Origin of the sequence: Alistipes sp. i18-0019-D1 (assembly GCF_042852885.1) — a bacterium.
In the GTDB taxonomy this organism is placed as follows: Bacteria; Bacteroidota; Bacteroidia; order Bacteroidales; family Rikenellaceae; genus Alistipes.
The window spans coordinates 3,168,074-3,182,348 of the sequence record NZ_AP031424.1 but is presented as its reverse complement, the minus strand read 5'-3'; the positions used below and the strand labels follow the sequence as shown (position 1 = coordinate 3,182,348).

The 14,275-nt window shown below is 60.8% G+C and carries 11 protein-coding genes; 3 read left to right on the top strand and 8 right to left on the bottom strand.

Going from position 1 to position 14,275, the window contains the following annotated elements:
• Nucleotides 1-6: 6 nt before the first annotated feature.
• The 3 genes from ACGHP5_RS13265 to ruvA all read right to left on the bottom strand — a co-directional run bounded on the left by ACGHP5_RS13265 (nt 7) and on the right by ruvA (nt 1,604).
• Nucleotides 7-609: a hypothetical protein gene (locus ACGHP5_RS13265; RefSeq protein WP_390567185.1), complete on the bottom strand. Its 603-nt coding sequence runs from the start codon at nt 607-609 to the stop codon at nt 7-9.
• Between the two features lie 107 nt (nt 610-716).
• A complete protein-coding gene (locus ACGHP5_RS13260) occupies nt 717-866 on the bottom strand; it encodes a hypothetical protein (RefSeq protein WP_290533067.1) in 150 nt (49 codons plus the stop codon).
• A gap of 156 nt (nt 867-1,022) precedes the next feature.
• On the bottom strand, nt 1,023-1,604 hold the full coding sequence (ruvA, locus tag ACGHP5_RS13255; protein ID WP_290533066.1) for a Holliday junction branch migration protein RuvA: 582 nt from the start codon (nt 1,602-1,604) through the stop codon (nt 1,023-1,025).
• Between the two features lie 99 nt (nt 1,605-1,703).
• Between ruvA and ACGHP5_RS13250 the strand changes: the two genes are divergently transcribed.
• The 3 genes from ACGHP5_RS13250 to ACGHP5_RS13240 all read left to right on the top strand — a co-directional run bounded on the left by ACGHP5_RS13250 (nt 1,704) and on the right by ACGHP5_RS13240 (nt 3,975).
• Entirely contained in the window at nt 1,704-2,291 is a 588-nt protein-coding gene (locus ACGHP5_RS13250) for an OmpH family outer membrane protein (RefSeq protein WP_290533065.1), read from the top strand.
• 208 nt (nt 2,292-2,499) lie between these two features.
• The gene (cdaA, locus tag ACGHP5_RS13245) at nt 2,500-3,300 is read left to right on the top strand and encodes a diadenylate cyclase CdaA (RefSeq protein ID WP_290533064.1); all 801 of its coding nucleotides are present in this window, start codon (nt 2,500-2,502) and stop codon (nt 3,298-3,300) included.
• Nucleotides 3,301-3,444: 144 nt separating this feature from the next.
• Nucleotides 3,445-3,975 carry a GNAT family N-acetyltransferase gene (locus tag ACGHP5_RS13240; RefSeq protein WP_290533063.1) on the top strand — a complete coding sequence of 177 codons (531 nt, stop codon included), beginning with the start codon at nt 3,445-3,447 and terminating at the stop codon, nt 3,973-3,975.
• A gap of 54 nt (nt 3,976-4,029) precedes the next feature.
• Here ACGHP5_RS13240 and ACGHP5_RS13235 read toward each other — a convergent pair whose 3' ends face one another.
• The 5 genes from ACGHP5_RS13235 to ACGHP5_RS13215 all read right to left on the bottom strand — a co-directional run bounded on the left by ACGHP5_RS13235 (nt 4,030) and on the right by ACGHP5_RS13215 (nt 14,272).
• A complete protein-coding gene (locus ACGHP5_RS13235; RefSeq protein ID WP_390567182.1) occupies nt 4,030-6,264 on the bottom strand; it encodes a glycoside hydrolase family 3 C-terminal domain-containing protein in 2,235 nt (744 codons plus the stop codon).
• Nucleotides 6,265-6,343: 79 nt separating this feature from the next.
• On the bottom strand, nt 6,344-8,374 hold the full coding sequence (locus tag ACGHP5_RS13230) for a DUF5125 domain-containing protein (RefSeq protein ID WP_390567181.1): 2,031 nt from the start codon (nt 8,372-8,374) through the stop codon (nt 6,344-6,346).
• 19 nt (nt 8,375-8,393) lie between these two features.
• Entirely contained in the window at nt 8,394-9,908 is a 1,515-nt protein-coding gene (locus ACGHP5_RS13225) for a glycoside hydrolase family 30 beta sandwich domain-containing protein (RefSeq protein WP_295904423.1), read from the bottom strand.
• Between the two features lie 20 nt (nt 9,909-9,928).
• Nucleotides 9,929-11,473, bottom strand: a complete 1,545-nt coding sequence (locus ACGHP5_RS13220) for a RagB/SusD family nutrient uptake outer membrane protein (RefSeq protein ID WP_290533059.1) — start codon at nt 11,471-11,473, stop codon at nt 9,929-9,931.
• 21 nt (nt 11,474-11,494) lie between these two features.
• Nucleotides 11,495-14,272, bottom strand: a complete 2,778-nt coding sequence (locus tag ACGHP5_RS13215) for a SusC/RagA family TonB-linked outer membrane protein (RefSeq protein WP_390568439.1) — start codon at nt 14,270-14,272, stop codon at nt 11,495-11,497.
• Between the last annotated feature and the right edge of the window lie 3 nt (nt 14,273-14,275).

Sequence of the window (14,275 nt, the reverse complement as noted above, 5' to 3'; positions counted from 1 at the left end):
CTCTGTCTATTCGTCGTATTCCACGCTTTCGACCGTGAAAAACCAGGCGACGGGGCTTTCCTTCGGAATCGTGCTCACGTATTTGTCCCCGTAAGCCATGTTGTAGGTCATGTAGGCTTCGACGATGTCGCCTTCGCGACAACCAAGTAACGCATGCCGCAACCCGTTTAGTATGTCGCCGCGCATATCGAGCGTCAGCGGTTCGAACGACCACGCCCCCGGCGTAAGCCCCATGTTCTCGTAGGCTTGCTGCAAGGCGGAATCGTTCGAGTAGAACGGAAAGGTCGAATCGGTGATGTTCGAGAAGGTGAAAACGTAGGCCCGGAAGGTGATAGTCGCCTTCGCGGCGGCGGTAACCTCCGGGAGCGCGCTCCGCCCGTCCCGGTAGTAATTGTCGATATACCGGTAAACCGTGCCGCCCGACATGGTGTAGAAGCGCTGCTGGCTCCCCGCCTCGACCTGCGACTCCGGGATCAGCGCCGGGGAGTGCGTCCTTTCGAGGTACGAAACGATCTTCTGGCGCTGTTCGGGAAGGATGTCCTCCTCCTCCGAGCAACCGCAGAACAGCAGGGGCAGGGCGAAAATCAATGTGGCGAATGTTCGTTTCATCGGCATATAATCGTGCAAATTTACAAAAACAATCCGATTTTCGAACAAGAAACGTAAAAAATCGCCCGCTTTGCATGCGGGCGTGTCGAAAAGAACGGAAAAAACGGTTATCCCTTTCTCCGGTAATAGTCCTTATGCGGGTTCTTGAGCCGCTGCAATTTGCGCTGTTTCCACGCAATAGCGATGGCTGTCAGCACGATAGCCGCGACAAAGAAGCCGAACAGGATCAGAATGAATCCAAGCGGAATGTCTTCCATAGAGGCAAATTAAAAATGAGGCATTTTGTTAGGCAATGCAAAGATACGACAAAATACATCCAAAACAAAACGACGCGAGACATTCGGGTCTATTTTTCAACTTTTTACGATATACAACTACACGTGTGACAGATTCACACGCCGGGGATAACGAATTCAGAGTTTTTTCAGCGCCATTCGGATCAGCTCCTCGACAGGAGCCGCAGGAGATTCGCGCAGAACGCCCCGCAGAACCTTCTCGGCCGGGGCGCGGGCGAAGCCCAGCATGGCCAGCGCCGCAAGGGCTTCGTCGAAACTCCCGCCCGCCCCGGGCTGCGCCACGCCGTCGTCGGCGCCCGACGGCATGATCTTGCCGCTCAACTCGACGATGATCTTCTGCGCCGTCTTGAGGCCCAGCCCCTTGACGTTCTTCAGCAGCACGGCGTTGCCTGCCGTGATGATGCCCTGCAATTCGCGCGGCGAATAGGTCGAGAGAATCATCCGCGCCGTGTTGCCGCCCACGCCCGAGACGCTGATCAGCAGGCGGAACAGCTCGCGCTCGGCCTTGGTCGAAAAGCCGTACAGCAGCTGCGCATCCTCGCGCACGACGTAATGGACGTAGAGCCGGGTCTCGGTCTCGTGTTCGATGGCGGAGTAGGTTTCGAGCGAAATATGGAGGTAGTAGCCCACCCCGCCGGCGTCGATAACTGCGTAAGCGGGAGCCACTTCGGCGACTGTGCCTTTGATGTATTCGTACATGTGTTTCAAATTTTGCTGCGGGTTGGGCAAAAGTAAAGATTTTTTTTTACCTTTGTGTCTCAAATGCTGAATAATTAACTAAACAAACCAAAAAACGATATGAAAAAAACTCTCTTTCCGGCGCTGGCTGCGGCTCTCGTCCTCGCGGCCTGCGGCACGAAGACCACCGGGCAGGCCGAAGCCACGGCCGAGGCGGCGGCGCAGCAGGTTGTTTCGAGCGACATCGCATACGTCCAGGTCGAAGCCGTGCTGGCCCAGTGCGACCTCTACAAGAACGAAGGCGTAGCGCTCCAGGAGAAGACCGAGAAGGCGCAGAAGAGCTGGGCGCAGCGCGAGCAGAACCTCCAGGCCGAAGCCGCCCAGTTGCAGCAGAAATACGAAAAGGGACTGATCACCTCGCGTGACGCGCAGGCACAGCAGGAGAGCATCCAGAAGAAGGTCGCCTCCTACCAGTCGAACGCCCAGAAGGAGGCACAGACGCTCGACGAGGAGAACTACGTATTCACCAACCGCGCCCAGGACCTGCTGCACCGCGCCGTGCAGGAGATCAACAGCGGCAAGAAGTACAAACTGATCATCAACGCCTCGGCGCTGATCGACGCCGACTCGACGCTCAACATCACCCCCGCCGTGCTGGCGAAGGTCAACGAGCTGTATGCTGCCGACAAAAAGGCCGTGAAAAAATAGTTCCGTCTGCGAAAAACAGAAAACCGGCTTCCCTTTCGCGGCGAAGCCGGTATTTTTTATACATTCGGTGTCGTAACGACACTTTCAGGAAGTCGGAAGGTTTTGCCGAATCGCATGCGGTTCGGTTTTGCAGCGGCCCGACTTTTTTGTATCTTTCTTTTTTGTATCTTTGTCCGATAACTGAAACCTGATAAATTTCTGACACACGATGGGATTCGTTCCGTTCACATTCGTCGACCTGATAGACATTATTCTGGTGGCCGTGATCATGTACTGGATTTACCGCATGACCAAGGGAACCAATGCACCGTACATCCTCTCGGGAATCATCGCCGTCTACCTGCTGTGGGTGGTCGTCCGGGCGCTGAACATGGAGCTGCTGTCGACGATCCTCGGACAGCTGATCTCGGTGGGAGCCATCGCGCTGATCATCGTCTTCCAGCCCGAACTGCGGCGCTTCCTGCAGATGATCGGCATGCGCCAGAAACATTTCAACTTCATCACCCGCATCTTCTCGACGGGCGAGGACACCGTGCAGACCAACGTCGTGCCGATCGTCACGGCCTGCCGCGAAATGTCCGAGACGAAGACCGGGGCGCTCATCGTCATCGGGCAGCAGAGCGACCTGCGGCTGATAGCCGAAGGAGGCATCGCCCTCGACGCCAAGGTGTCGACGTCGCTGATCAAGAACATCTTCTTCAAGAACGCCCCACTGCACGACGGCGCGGCGCTGATCGAGGGCGACCGGATCGTGGCGGCCAAGTGCATCCTCCCGGTGACGCAGAGCGACGTGCCCAAGTCGTTCGGCACGCGACACCGTGCGGCGATCGGCATGAGCGAGATTTCGGACGCCATCATCGTCGTCGTCTCGGAGGAGACCGGCGAAATATCCATCGCCCAGGGCGGTGAAATCCGCCAGCGGATCGACCCTGTCCGCCTGCAGCAGACCTTGCAGCGCTACCTGACGATCAATTCGCGCAAACGCTCGAAAAAGGAGGTCGCCGAATAACCGCAGGCTTACAAGCCTGTTTTCGGAGCGGTTCCGACAGACAATCTCAAAACCCGTCCCCAAAGCGGGTTCAAAACGATAAACCAGGGACCATCCGCACCGCAGTTTTTCCGGAAGGGCCGGAGTCCCGAAAAATACGCACCGATGTTGTTCCCACCCAAAACGCCCCGCCTCGCGCTGCGCGCATGGCGGGAGAAAGACCTGCCGGAATTTGCGGCCATGAACGCCGACGAGCGCGTCATGGAGTATTTTCCCGCGACGCTCACCGCCGAAGAGTCGGCGGACCTGCTCGACCGCATCCGCGACGAGTTTTCGACCGAGGGGTTCGGCCCGTATGCCGTCGAACGCCTCTCGGACGGCGAACTGCTGGGATTCACCGGACTGCACCGCGTGACGTTCTCCGGCGGACTGGAGGGCCAGGTCGAAATCCTCTGGCGGCTGCGGCACGACGCCTGGGGACAGGGCTACGCCACCGAGGCGGCCCGGGCCTGTGTCGCCTTCGCCGCGAAACTCGGAATCCCGGAACTCGTAGCCTTCGCCTTCGTCGGAAACGAGCGTTCCCGGCGCGTGATGCAGAAGATCGGCATGGAGTGCGTCGGGGAGTTCAACCACCCCGCCCTGCCCGAGGGGCATCCCCTGCGGCGGCACGCGCTGTACCACATCCTGATCCGGTAAAAAAGAAGTCCGCGGCCCTTGACAGGCCGCGGACTTCGCGTTTACGGGCACGGGCTATTTCAGTTCGAAGCCCACCGTGCCGCGAATATCGTCCGAAGCGACGCCCACATAAGCCGTGAAAGCCCCCGGTTCGGCGACCCACGCGCCCTTCGCGTCGTCGTAGTACCGCAGCATGTCGGGCGTGATCTCGAAAGTAACAGTTTGCGTCTGGCCGGGGTCCAAAGCTATTTTCCGGAACCCTTTCAGTTCTTTGACCGGACGCGGCAGCGACGACTGCTCGTCGCCGATATAGAGCTGCACGACCTCGGCGCCCGCACGGTCGCCCGTGTTGGTCACGTCGGCCGAAATACGGATGCTGCCGTTCGGGGCGAGCGTCGTACGGTCGGCCTTCACGTTGCCGACGGCGAAGGCGGTGTAGCTCAACCCGTGGCCGAAGGCGAACAGCGGCTTGAGCTGCTCCTTGTCGTGCCAGCGGTAACCGACGAAGATGCTCTCGTTATACTTCACCTTGTCCGCGCCCGGGTATTCGCCCAGCGCATGCGCGCCGTTGTCCTCCAGCCGCACGGGGAACGTGAAGGGCAGCTTGCCCGAAGGGTTCACCGCACCGAACACCACGTCGGCAAGCGCATTGCCCGCCTCGGAACCCGAGAACCACGCCTCCAGCACCGCCGGAACACGGTCGATCCACGGCATCGCCACGGCGTTGCCCGAGACGATCACCACCGCCAGATTGGGATTGGCTTCGGCCAGCGCCCCGATCACTTTGTCCTGCGCATACGGCAGGCCGTATTGCAGGCGGTCGTCGCCTTCGCAGTCCTGGTGGTTGCTCTTGTTCAGCCCCCCGACGAAGATCACCGCGTCGGCCTTGCGGGCCGCGGCCGCGGCATCGGCGATCAGCTGCGCCTCGGAACGGCTCTCGCTCAAATCCTGCCCGGTCTTCACCCCGTTGTAGTCGCCCGTCACGTCGCCGACGTAGCCGCGTTCGTAGATCACCTCGGCTTTGCCGGCCGCAGCGGCGCGGATGCCTTCGAGCGGCGTATATTCGTGCCGCACCTTGAGCGACGAGGAACCGCCGCCCACGGTCATCATCTTGATCGCATTCTCGCCCACGACGGCGATGGTCTTCGCACGCCCGAGGTCGATGGGCAGCACCCCGCCCTCGTTTTTCAGCAGCACCATGCCCTCGCCGGCGATACGGCGTGCAGCGGCCAGATGTTCGGGCGAATTGAGCGACCCGAACGGTTTGCGGGTGTTCATCGCCGTGCGGAAAATCAGCCGCAGCACCCGGCGCGCCTTGTCGTCGAGCGTCGCCATCGAAGCCTCGCCCTTGCGGAGCATATCGAGGTAGGGGGCGGCGAGGTGGTAGTTGTCGTAGGCGTTGCTGGCTCCCCAGCTCAAGCCGTCGGTCCACGAACCGAACTCCATGTCGAGACCGTTCTCGGCGGCCTGCTTCGTGTCGTGCGTGCCGCCCCAGTCGGAGACGACCACGCCGTCGAAGGCCCAGTCGCGTTTCAGAATGTCGTTCAGCAGATACCGGTTGTGGCAGCAATGCTCTCCCTTATATTTATTATAGGCGCCCATGACGGCCCATGCACCGCCCTCCTCGACAGCCGCCTTGAAGGCCGGGAGGTAGATTTCGTACAGCGCACGGTCGTCGACCACGACATTGACGCCGTGGCGGTGAGACTCCTGATTATTGAGCGCGAAATGCTTCACGCAGACGGCAACGCCGTTCTTCTGCACCTCCTCGATGTAGGGAACGACCATCCGCGAGGAGAGGTAGGGATCCTCGCCCATGTACTCGAAATTGCGGCCGTTGAGCGGCGTGCGGTAGATGTTCACGCCGGGGCCCAGCAGGATGTCCTTCTCGCGGTAGCGCGCCTCCTCGCCGATGGATTTACCATATAACGCCGACATTTCGGGGTTCCACGTCGCGGCGAGGCACGTCAGCGCCGGGAAAGCCGTGCAGGAGTCGTTGGTCCAGCCGGCCTGATTCCATTCGTCCCACAGGACCTCGGGACGGATGCCGTGGGGACCGTCGGTGCACCACACCTCGGGAATGCCCAGGCGCGGAACGCCCGCCGACGAGAATTTCGACTGCGCGTGCAGGATGGCGACCTTCTCTTCGAGGGTCATGCGCGAAAGAGCATCCTCGACCCGTCTTTCGATGGGCTGCGATTCGTCGAGGTAGACGGCGACGCCGCCCTGCGGCCCCGCCCCGCCCCCGCAGGCGACAGCCGCAGACGCACAGAGCGCAGCGAGGCCTTTTATCCATGTTCTGTTCTTCATTTTGGGAAAAAGATTTGTTGTGTTTGCAAACGGAGTGCGCAGTCGAGAGGCCGCGCACTCCGGGATGCAAAATTAACGATTATTTCTTAACCATCGACAAAACGGGCTTGTCATTTCCGGCCGTCACGTCGAGTGTCAGGCAGTAGGTCGCACCCTCCTCGAGAGTAACTCCCGAGGCGATTTCGATGTTGCCGTCCCCGGCGATCGAGAAGAACGCCCCGGCGCCCGGCGCCAGCGTGAAGGTTCCCATACCGTCCCAGCCGCGGTTCCGAAAGAACTTGCCGCTCCAGCCGCTCACGCGGAAACGCTGTCCGAGGGTCGTGCTGCCTTCCAGACCCGCCTGAGCCGTCATCGTGTAGATGCCGGGGGCGGATTCGGGCACGCAGACACCCTTTTCGGTGGTCCAGCCAGGTTCGTTCACGGCCGCGGGCGAACCGATGCCGTAACCGATGAAATAGACCGCCCCGTGGCCGTCGTCGCCCAGCGTGGCAAGCCCCGAACCGTCAGCGTTGAGCACCAGCGCGTCGATCACCCGGGTCGCCAGGTTGGCCGTGATGCGGTATTTGCCCGTGACGGGAACCAGTTTGACGCTCGTCGCCGAGGCCGCCTCGAAGAAGTCGGGGTTGATCCACGCCGGGATGAAGGCGTCGGCGCCGCCCAGCGTCAGCGTCTGGCCCTGCGTCAGGTCGATGTCCAGCTGGTAGTTGTCCACGTCGAGCTGGGTCATCGGCGTTCCGTTGACAGTGATGTCGGCCGGCGGAAGCTGCTGCTCACCCACCTTCTCGACAGTCAGCACGGCCGCCGTATTGCCGCCGGTGATGTCCACCGTAAAGCGGTAGATGCCGCCCAGGTCGAGGGTCTTGCCCTCCACCAGGCCCAGGTTGCCCGAATCGCTGATCTTCACGATGTCGCTCGCGGTGGTGATGTCGTCGCCGCCGAACTCCCCGCCCCAGGTCTTCTGGTGGAAGAACTTGAAGTCGAACGAAGAGGCATTGAGCGAGATTCCCGCAACGAGCGTCAGCTGGTACTTCTTGTCGGCGACGCGCGCCAGGCACATACCTCCGTCCTCGGGACTCCAGCTGGCGGCGTTTTTCAGCGTCGGCTTGCCGACATCCATGCCGCCGATGGCCCAGATAGCCCCCGAGCCGTCGTCGCCCAGCGTGGCGAGTTCCGTCGCCGACTTCATGGCCTCGATACGCAGGTAGCTGTGCTTGAAGTTGGCCGTCACCTTGTACATGCCCGTCATCGGCAGGAAGGTCAGCGTCTCGGGATCGGAGGCATCGGCCCGTTCGAAGAAATCACGGTCGACGTCCCAGTCGGCGAAGTCCGAAACGCCCGTCAGCGTGTAGGTCCGGTCCTTGGTCAGCGTGGTGACGATGCTGTAATTGTCATTGTCGACCATCGTCATCTCCGTCTCGCCGAAGAGCAGCTTGATGAAGGGAGACCCCTCGAAAGTCAGCAGGTTGAAGGTGATCGTGAACTCCCCGGCATTCGAATTGGCGAAGGGAATGGCGTCGGTCGAGTCGGCAACGACACCGCCCGACTCCGAATCGTAGCCGAAGGTCACCACCGAGCCCGAAGCGTCGAGTTCGGGCGTCGCGATATAGCCCTGCGGCTTCTGCGGGAAATCGTCCGTCACGGCGTACTCGTAGTCGTTGCCCGTAGGCTCCATGCGGTACTCCGCATCGCCGAGTACGAACGTCAGGTAGGCGGGCTTGGGACGCGACACGGCGAGCGAACGCTCCACGGTCGTGGTCCCGAAGCGGACGTTCTGCCCCACGAGGCGCAGCGTGGCGTCGCCGTCGGGAATGTTCTTGTAGAAGGGAAGCGTCACGGAGCCGGAGTAGGTTCCGTCGCTCTTGGTGCGGATCACCTCCTCGGCGACCATCTCGTCGTCGAAGAATACCTGCGCCTTGAGCGTCGAGAGCGCATAGCGGTCGGTCATCGTCACCTCGAAGTTGACCTTGCCGCCGTAGACGCCCGACGCATCGGCCGAAACGACGGTCATCTCGGGACCGACGTCGGTGGTGAGCAGTTCGGGATCGTCCTTGCACGCCGTCGTCGAGGCCGCGACGAGCAGCGACAATGCGATGTATTTCAGCGTTTTCATGTTCTGCGAATTTTAAAGGTTAGTTTTCGGCCCCGGCTCCCCAGCGGAACGAGGCGATCGACTTGGCCGGGATGGTGTATTTGAACGAACGGTCGGCGCTTTCGTACACGGCGACGGTCTGCTCGCCGGCGCTCCTGTTGAGCGCCACGAAGGCTTTCGATCCGTCGGGATTCTCAAAGGCCAGATAGGTCAGCCCCGACGCCGTGTAGCCCGACGCGCCGATGCGCACGGCCCCCGGCCGAATGACCTTGGCACACTGCGCCAGGTTGTAGTAGTGGCTGTTGTACTTGAGCGTCTTGTAGTCCGACGAATTGATGTCGATGGCGCCGTAGCAGGTCGTGCAGCCTCCGGGACGGTTGGGCGCACCCTTGTCGTCGAGCATCAGGTTCCACAGCAGAACCCCTTTGCCGTAACGGCTCAACGTCCCCAGGAAAATCGACTCGAAGTCGTCGATCACGCAGCTCTCGAAATTGTAGTTCCACGTGCCGATCGAAGCCTCCGTAAAGTAGATCGTCTTGTCGGGCGCGGCGGCGCGGATGTTGTCCAGCTCGCTCACGCTGCCCCCGTAGTTGTGCCAGGCCGAACCGTCGACCCACTGCGCCGCATCGGCGTCGGCATAGATGTTGAGCGGATAGTTCTGCTGGCCGGCGACGTTGTCGTAGTTGTAGTTGTGGTCGTAGCAGAGGATCTTGGTCTCGATGCCCGCGGCCCTGAACGCCGGGCCGAGTTTCTTGACGAAGGCTGCCTGGTCCTCCCACGGCATGTAGAGCGACATCGAATTGCCGTGGTTGAGCGGCTCGTTCTGGATCGTGATGGCGTAGATTGGGAATCCGTTCTCCTCCATTTCGCTGACCCACTGCACGAAATACTCGGCGTAGTCGTCGTAGTAGGCGGGATTCAGTCGGCCGCTGGTCCACGAGTTATAGGGTTTCGAAGGGTCGGCGACCGTGCCCTTCATCCACCGGGGGCACGTCCAGGGCGAACCCATGATCCTGATCTCGGGATTGATCGCCAGAATCTCCTTCAGAACGGGGAAGATACCCTCCTTCTCGATGTCGGGAATGGCGAAGAACTCGATGCCCTCCCGGTCGCAGCAGGTGTATTCGTCCATCGAGAAGTCCGAACCGCCGATATGCACGCGGATGAAGCTGAATCCTGCTCCGGTCTCGGGGTCGAAGCACTTTTTGAGGATTGCCGTACGGTCGGCCTGCGTCATTTGCAGCAGGTTGTAGCACGTGGCGCCGGTGATGGCCGGGCCGAAACCGTCGACGGTCTGGTAGGTCGTCGAGGGGTCGATCGTAACCCGGTAGGGCGACATCGAGACCTTCGAGTAGTCGAGCCCCTCCTCCGCGAAGAGGCGGTTGCCGTCGGCCGAGGTGACATAGGCGAGAACATCGCCCGTGACGGGATCGGGTTCGGGACCCGGACCGGGAGCCGGCGTATCGCCGTCGCTCCCGCTGGAACAGCATACGGCCCCGGCAAGCAGCAGCGAGCAGGTCAGCAGGCGCAGGTCGTTATTGATCGTGAATTTCATGGCAGAATCGCAATTTTAAGTTAATAACCCAGGTTTTGTTCGATGTTGGTGTTGTCCTCCAGCACCGAGGTCGGAACCGGCATCAGCACGCGGTTGTCGTTCATCGCACGGCGGGTCTGGAAGTAGGAGTCGTAGGACGAGGAGCCTCGGACGTTGACGCCGTCGCAGATTTCGAACAGTTTCGAATAGTCGTCGCCGTAACGCATCAGGTCGAACCAGCGGAAACCCTCCATAGCCAGCTCCAGGCGGCGTTCGTGCAACACGGCTTCGCGCATCCGGTCGGACGAGGCACGCTGCGCGTCGGTCAGCGGAGAGATGTTCGCACGGTCGCGGATCTCGTCCACGATGTCGGCGGCACCGCCCGGATCGTCCGTATTGGCCAGCGCTTCGGCATGCAGGAGCCGGATTTCGGCGAGGCGCATCACGTAGACCGGCGTCACGTTGGTCGGGAACTTGTGCATGAAAGCGTACTCATCGCTCGGATACCGGTACGACCAGCCGCACTCGTCGTAGATGACCGACGCATTCTTGCGCTCGGTGTCGCCCTCGGCATCGTAAGCGCGGGTCAGATTGCGCGACGGCGTGGCCCATTTGCCCCACGAGAAACTGTCGTTCGGAACATAGGCATTGCGGTGGAACATCATCCACATCCACGAACCCGACGTCTGGCTGGTCCACTGCACCTCGAAGATCGACTCGCGGGTGTTCATCGCGGCCATGCCCGTATCGCCGGTGGTGTAGGCCCAGAGGTCGCCGTAGCTGTCGCAAAGGCCGTAACCCATTCCCTCGACGGCCTGGCAGGCCGTGATCACCTTCGACCAGTCGCGGAACTCGCGCATGGAGTAGAAACGGGCCATCAGGCCGTAGGCGAATCCCTTGGTGATACGGAATTTGTTCGAAGCGTCCGTGTCGGGGGCGTAGAGGCAGGCGTACTCCTCGATGTCCTTGACGATCTGCTCGCCGACGGTCTGCTTCGACACGCGGGCCGGGAAATAGAGCGGATAGACCTCTTCGACGTTCCCGGCGTTGATGGCGGGCGGAATCTCCGTCAGCATCGGGATTTCACCGAATAGCTGCATCATGTTCATCCAGACATAGGCGCGCCAGCAGAGCGCCTCGGAGAGCCACTCCTGATACTCCTTCTCCGTGAGCGAGGGATCGTTCTCCTTCACGATGTCGATGTTGCAGATGACCTGGTTGGCATAGTCCACGGCATTCATCGAGTAGTTCCACAGGTTCGAGGCGAATTCGCTGTCGCTGTCGATCTGATTCTGCTCGACCGCCATAGTTTTGGCTTCGTTCGCCGCTCCGTAGGCATTGTCGGCCCGGCTTTCGGCAAGCGTGATCAGCTGATACCAGTAGGTCTGGAGATCGCCCTTCATGTAGTTGTACATGGCCGTAAGCTGCCCTTCGAGCAGCTCGCGGGTGTTGATGGCCGTCTCGGCATCACCCGTGCCGGAGGTGTTGTTCTCGGCATACATCGTCTCGGGGAATTTCTCAAGGCTGCACGACGTAACGGCAACACCCAGCGAGAGACCCGCGACTATTAAAAATATCTTTTTCATGATCGGTTCTTTTTTCAGTGGTTAGAAAGTGAGGTTCAGGCCCACGACGACCGTGCGCACGTTGGGATAGGTTCCCCAGTCGATGCCCATCTGCGTAGCGCTTTCCGACTGGCTCACCTCGGGATCGTAGCCCGAATAGTTGGTCCAGGTGATGAAGTTCTGGAGCGAAACGTAGGGCTGGATACGCGTGATGTTGATGCGTTTGAGCTTGGGCGAGGTGATGTCGTACGACAGGGTGATGTTCTTCACCTTGAGGTAGGAGCCGTCCTCGACCCAGTAGGTCGAGTTCTTCACGTTCCACGAGGGGTTGTCCGAGCGGAACACGTCGGTCTGCTGGCCCGGGATGCGCCAGCGGCGCAGAACCGTGGTCGTCTGATTGTTGCCCGAAGCCATTCCCTCGGTCTCGATGCGCGAGGCGTTGAAGATGTCGTTGCCGTAGGAACCCGTGATCAGGATGTTCAAGTTAAGCCCCTTCCACGAGAAGTTGTTGGTCATGCCGAAGGTGAACTTGGGATTGGCGTTGCCGATCCAGGTCTTGTCCAGCGGCGTGATCTCGCCGTCGCCGTTGCGGTCCTCGTAAACCAGGTCGCCCGTCTCGGGATCGACCCCCTTGGAGACATAGCCCCAGAACTTCGAAAGCGAATGGCCCGGAGTCATGCGCACGACGTTGTCGTTGGTCGCGTCGGAGGTCGTGGCGTAGTAGTAAACCTGCTTCAGGTTGAGTTTTTCGACCTTGTTGCGGTTGATCGAAACGTTCAGGTCGGTCGACCAGTTGAAATCCTTCTTGGCGATGTTGACCGACGAAAGGGTGATTTCGAAGCCCTGGTTCGACATCTCGCCGTCGTTGCGCGTGATGTTGGGATAGGGCGAAGGCAGGGGCACGCTCATCAGCATGTCCTCGGTGTACTTGTAGTAATAGTCGAGCGAAAGGCTCAAACGGTTGTTCAGAAGCGCGAAATCGAGTCCGACGTTGGTCTGCGAGGAGGTCTCCCACGTAAGGTCCTCGTTCTTGATGTTGCTGCGACCGCCGACCGTCGGCACGGCCTGCGCGTTCTCGGTCAGCGTCCAGTCGTAGTAGTTGGTGCTGTACTGCTGCATCCAGCCGTACTCCCCGAGGCCCGCCTGGTTACCGGTCTGTCCCCAGCCGGCGCGCAGTTTCAGGTCGTTGATCCACGACACGTCGCGCAGGAACTTCTCGCCCGAGATGCGCCACGCGGCCGAGAACGAGGGGAAGTAACCCCAGCGATGGCCGGGAGCCAGCTTCGAGGAACCGTCGGCGCGGAAATTGGCCGTCACGAGGTACTTGCTGTCGTAGTTGTACGACACGCGGGCCAGGTAGGACATGATCGACCACTCCGATTTGCCGTAGCTCTGGCCGCGGACGCCGCCGTTGTTACCGCCGTTCAGGTTGGGGATGGCGTTGTTGTTGGTCGAGGAGAAATAGGAGCGCGAGCCGCTCAGTTGCTCCCACACGGAGGTCGTGGCCGACGTACCGGCCATCACTTCGAGGCCGTGGCGGTCGAACGACTTGTTCCAGGTGAGGATGTTGTCGTAGACCATGCGCATATCGTCGGAACGGGTGTCCGACGCCGTGCCGTGCTGCGTCCGCCCGTAGGAGGTGCGGATCGGATCGAGGAACGACGACGAATGGACCCAGCGGCGGTCCATCGAAACCGTCGATTTGAAGGTCAGGCCTTTGGCCAGGTAGAACGTCAGGCCGCCGGAAAGCAGCAGACGGTCGGTGACATCCCGGTTGTAATCCGTGCGGGCCATGTTCTCACGCGGCGAGGTGAGGTTGGCGCCGTAAAAATCATTGTAGAACTGCTGGGGATTCTCGGTGTCCCAGATCGGCGCGTAGGTCGGGGTCGTGATGGCCGACACCACCACGCCGGCGCGGTTGGCGCCCTGGCCCGAGATGATCGTGCCCTTGGTGGTGTAGTGCGAAAAAGTCGTCGAGGCGTTGGCCGAAACCCATTTGAAAATCTTCTTGTCGAAGCTGGCCTTCACGTTGTAGCGGTCCGAAGAGGTGGTGTTGATGATGCCCTTTTCGTCGGTGTAACCGCCGCCGAGGTAATAGGACGAGTTTTCATCGCCGTTGGAGACCGAGAACTGGTAGTTCTGGTTGACGCCCGTCGAGTAGGTTTCGTCGAACCAGTCGGTCCGGTCGGTCAGATCGGCCGGAAGCCCCGACACGGCGCCGTTCTCCTGCATCAGGTCACGATACTGCCGGGCGTTGAGCACATCGTAGCTCTTGGTCACCTTCGAAATGCCGACGAAGGTCGAGAACGAAATCTCGGGACCCCGTTTCCGGCTGCCCTGCTTGGTGGTGATGAGCACCACGCCGTTGGCGGCGCGCGAACCATAGATGGCGGCCGACGAGGCGTCCTTCAGCACCTGCATCGACTCGATCTCGTTGGGAGAGAGGTAAGCGATGGCGTAGTTTCCTTCGCCCACGGGAACGCCGTCGACCACATAGAGCGGGTCGTTGCTCGACGAGATGGACGAAGCGCCGCGGACGCGGACCACCATGCCCTGTCCGGGAGAGCCGTTGGGCTGGATGACCTGCACACCGGCGGCTTTGCCCTGAAGTGCGCCCGAAGCCGAGGTGATCGGGCGGCGGGCCAGGTCGTCGGTCTTGACGATCGAAACGGCCGTCGTGAGGTCCTTCTGCTTGACCGTGCCGTAACCGATCGCCACCACGGCGTCGAGCGCCACGGCATCTTCGGCGAGTTTGACATCGATCTTCGTGCGGCCGTTGACGGGAACCGTCTGCGAAACGAATCCGAGCGACTGGAAAATCAG

What these genes read in the sequence shown, in the direction of transcription:
- ACGHP5_RS13235 (WP_390567182.1), bottom strand. Translation starts at nt 6,264, where the DNA reads ATGAAGAACAGAACATGGATAAAAGGCCTCGCTGCGCTCTGTGCGTCT.
- ruvA (WP_290533066.1), bottom strand. Translation starts at nt 1,604, where the DNA reads ATGTACGAATACATCAAAGGCACAGTCGCCGAAGTGGCTCCCGCTTAC.
- cdaA (WP_290533064.1), top strand. Translation starts at nt 2,500, where the DNA reads ATGGGATTCGTTCCGTTCACATTCGTCGACCTGATAGACATTATTCTG.
- ACGHP5_RS13220 (WP_290533059.1), bottom strand. Translation starts at nt 11,473, where the DNA reads ATGAAAAAGATATTTTTAATAGTCGCGGGTCTCTCGCTGGGTGTTGCC.
- ACGHP5_RS13225 (WP_295904423.1), bottom strand. Translation starts at nt 9,908, where the DNA reads ATGAAATTCACGATCAATAACGACCTGCGCCTGCTGACCTGCTCGCTG.
- ACGHP5_RS13230 (WP_390567181.1), bottom strand. Translation starts at nt 8,374, where the DNA reads ATGAAAACGCTGAAATACATCGCATTGTCGCTGCTCGTCGCGGCCTCG.
- ACGHP5_RS13260 (WP_290533067.1), bottom strand. Translation starts at nt 866, where the DNA reads ATGGAAGACATTCCGCTTGGATTCATTCTGATCCTGTTCGGCTTCTTT.
- ACGHP5_RS13240 (WP_290533063.1), top strand. Translation starts at nt 3,445, where the DNA reads ATGTTGTTCCCACCCAAAACGCCCCGCCTCGCGCTGCGCGCATGGCGG.
- ACGHP5_RS13250 (WP_290533065.1), top strand. Translation starts at nt 1,704, where the DNA reads ATGAAAAAAACTCTCTTTCCGGCGCTGGCTGCGGCTCTCGTCCTCGCG.
- ACGHP5_RS13265 (WP_390567185.1), bottom strand. Translation starts at nt 609, where the DNA reads ATGAAACGAACATTCGCCACATTGATTTTCGCCCTGCCCCTGCTGTTC.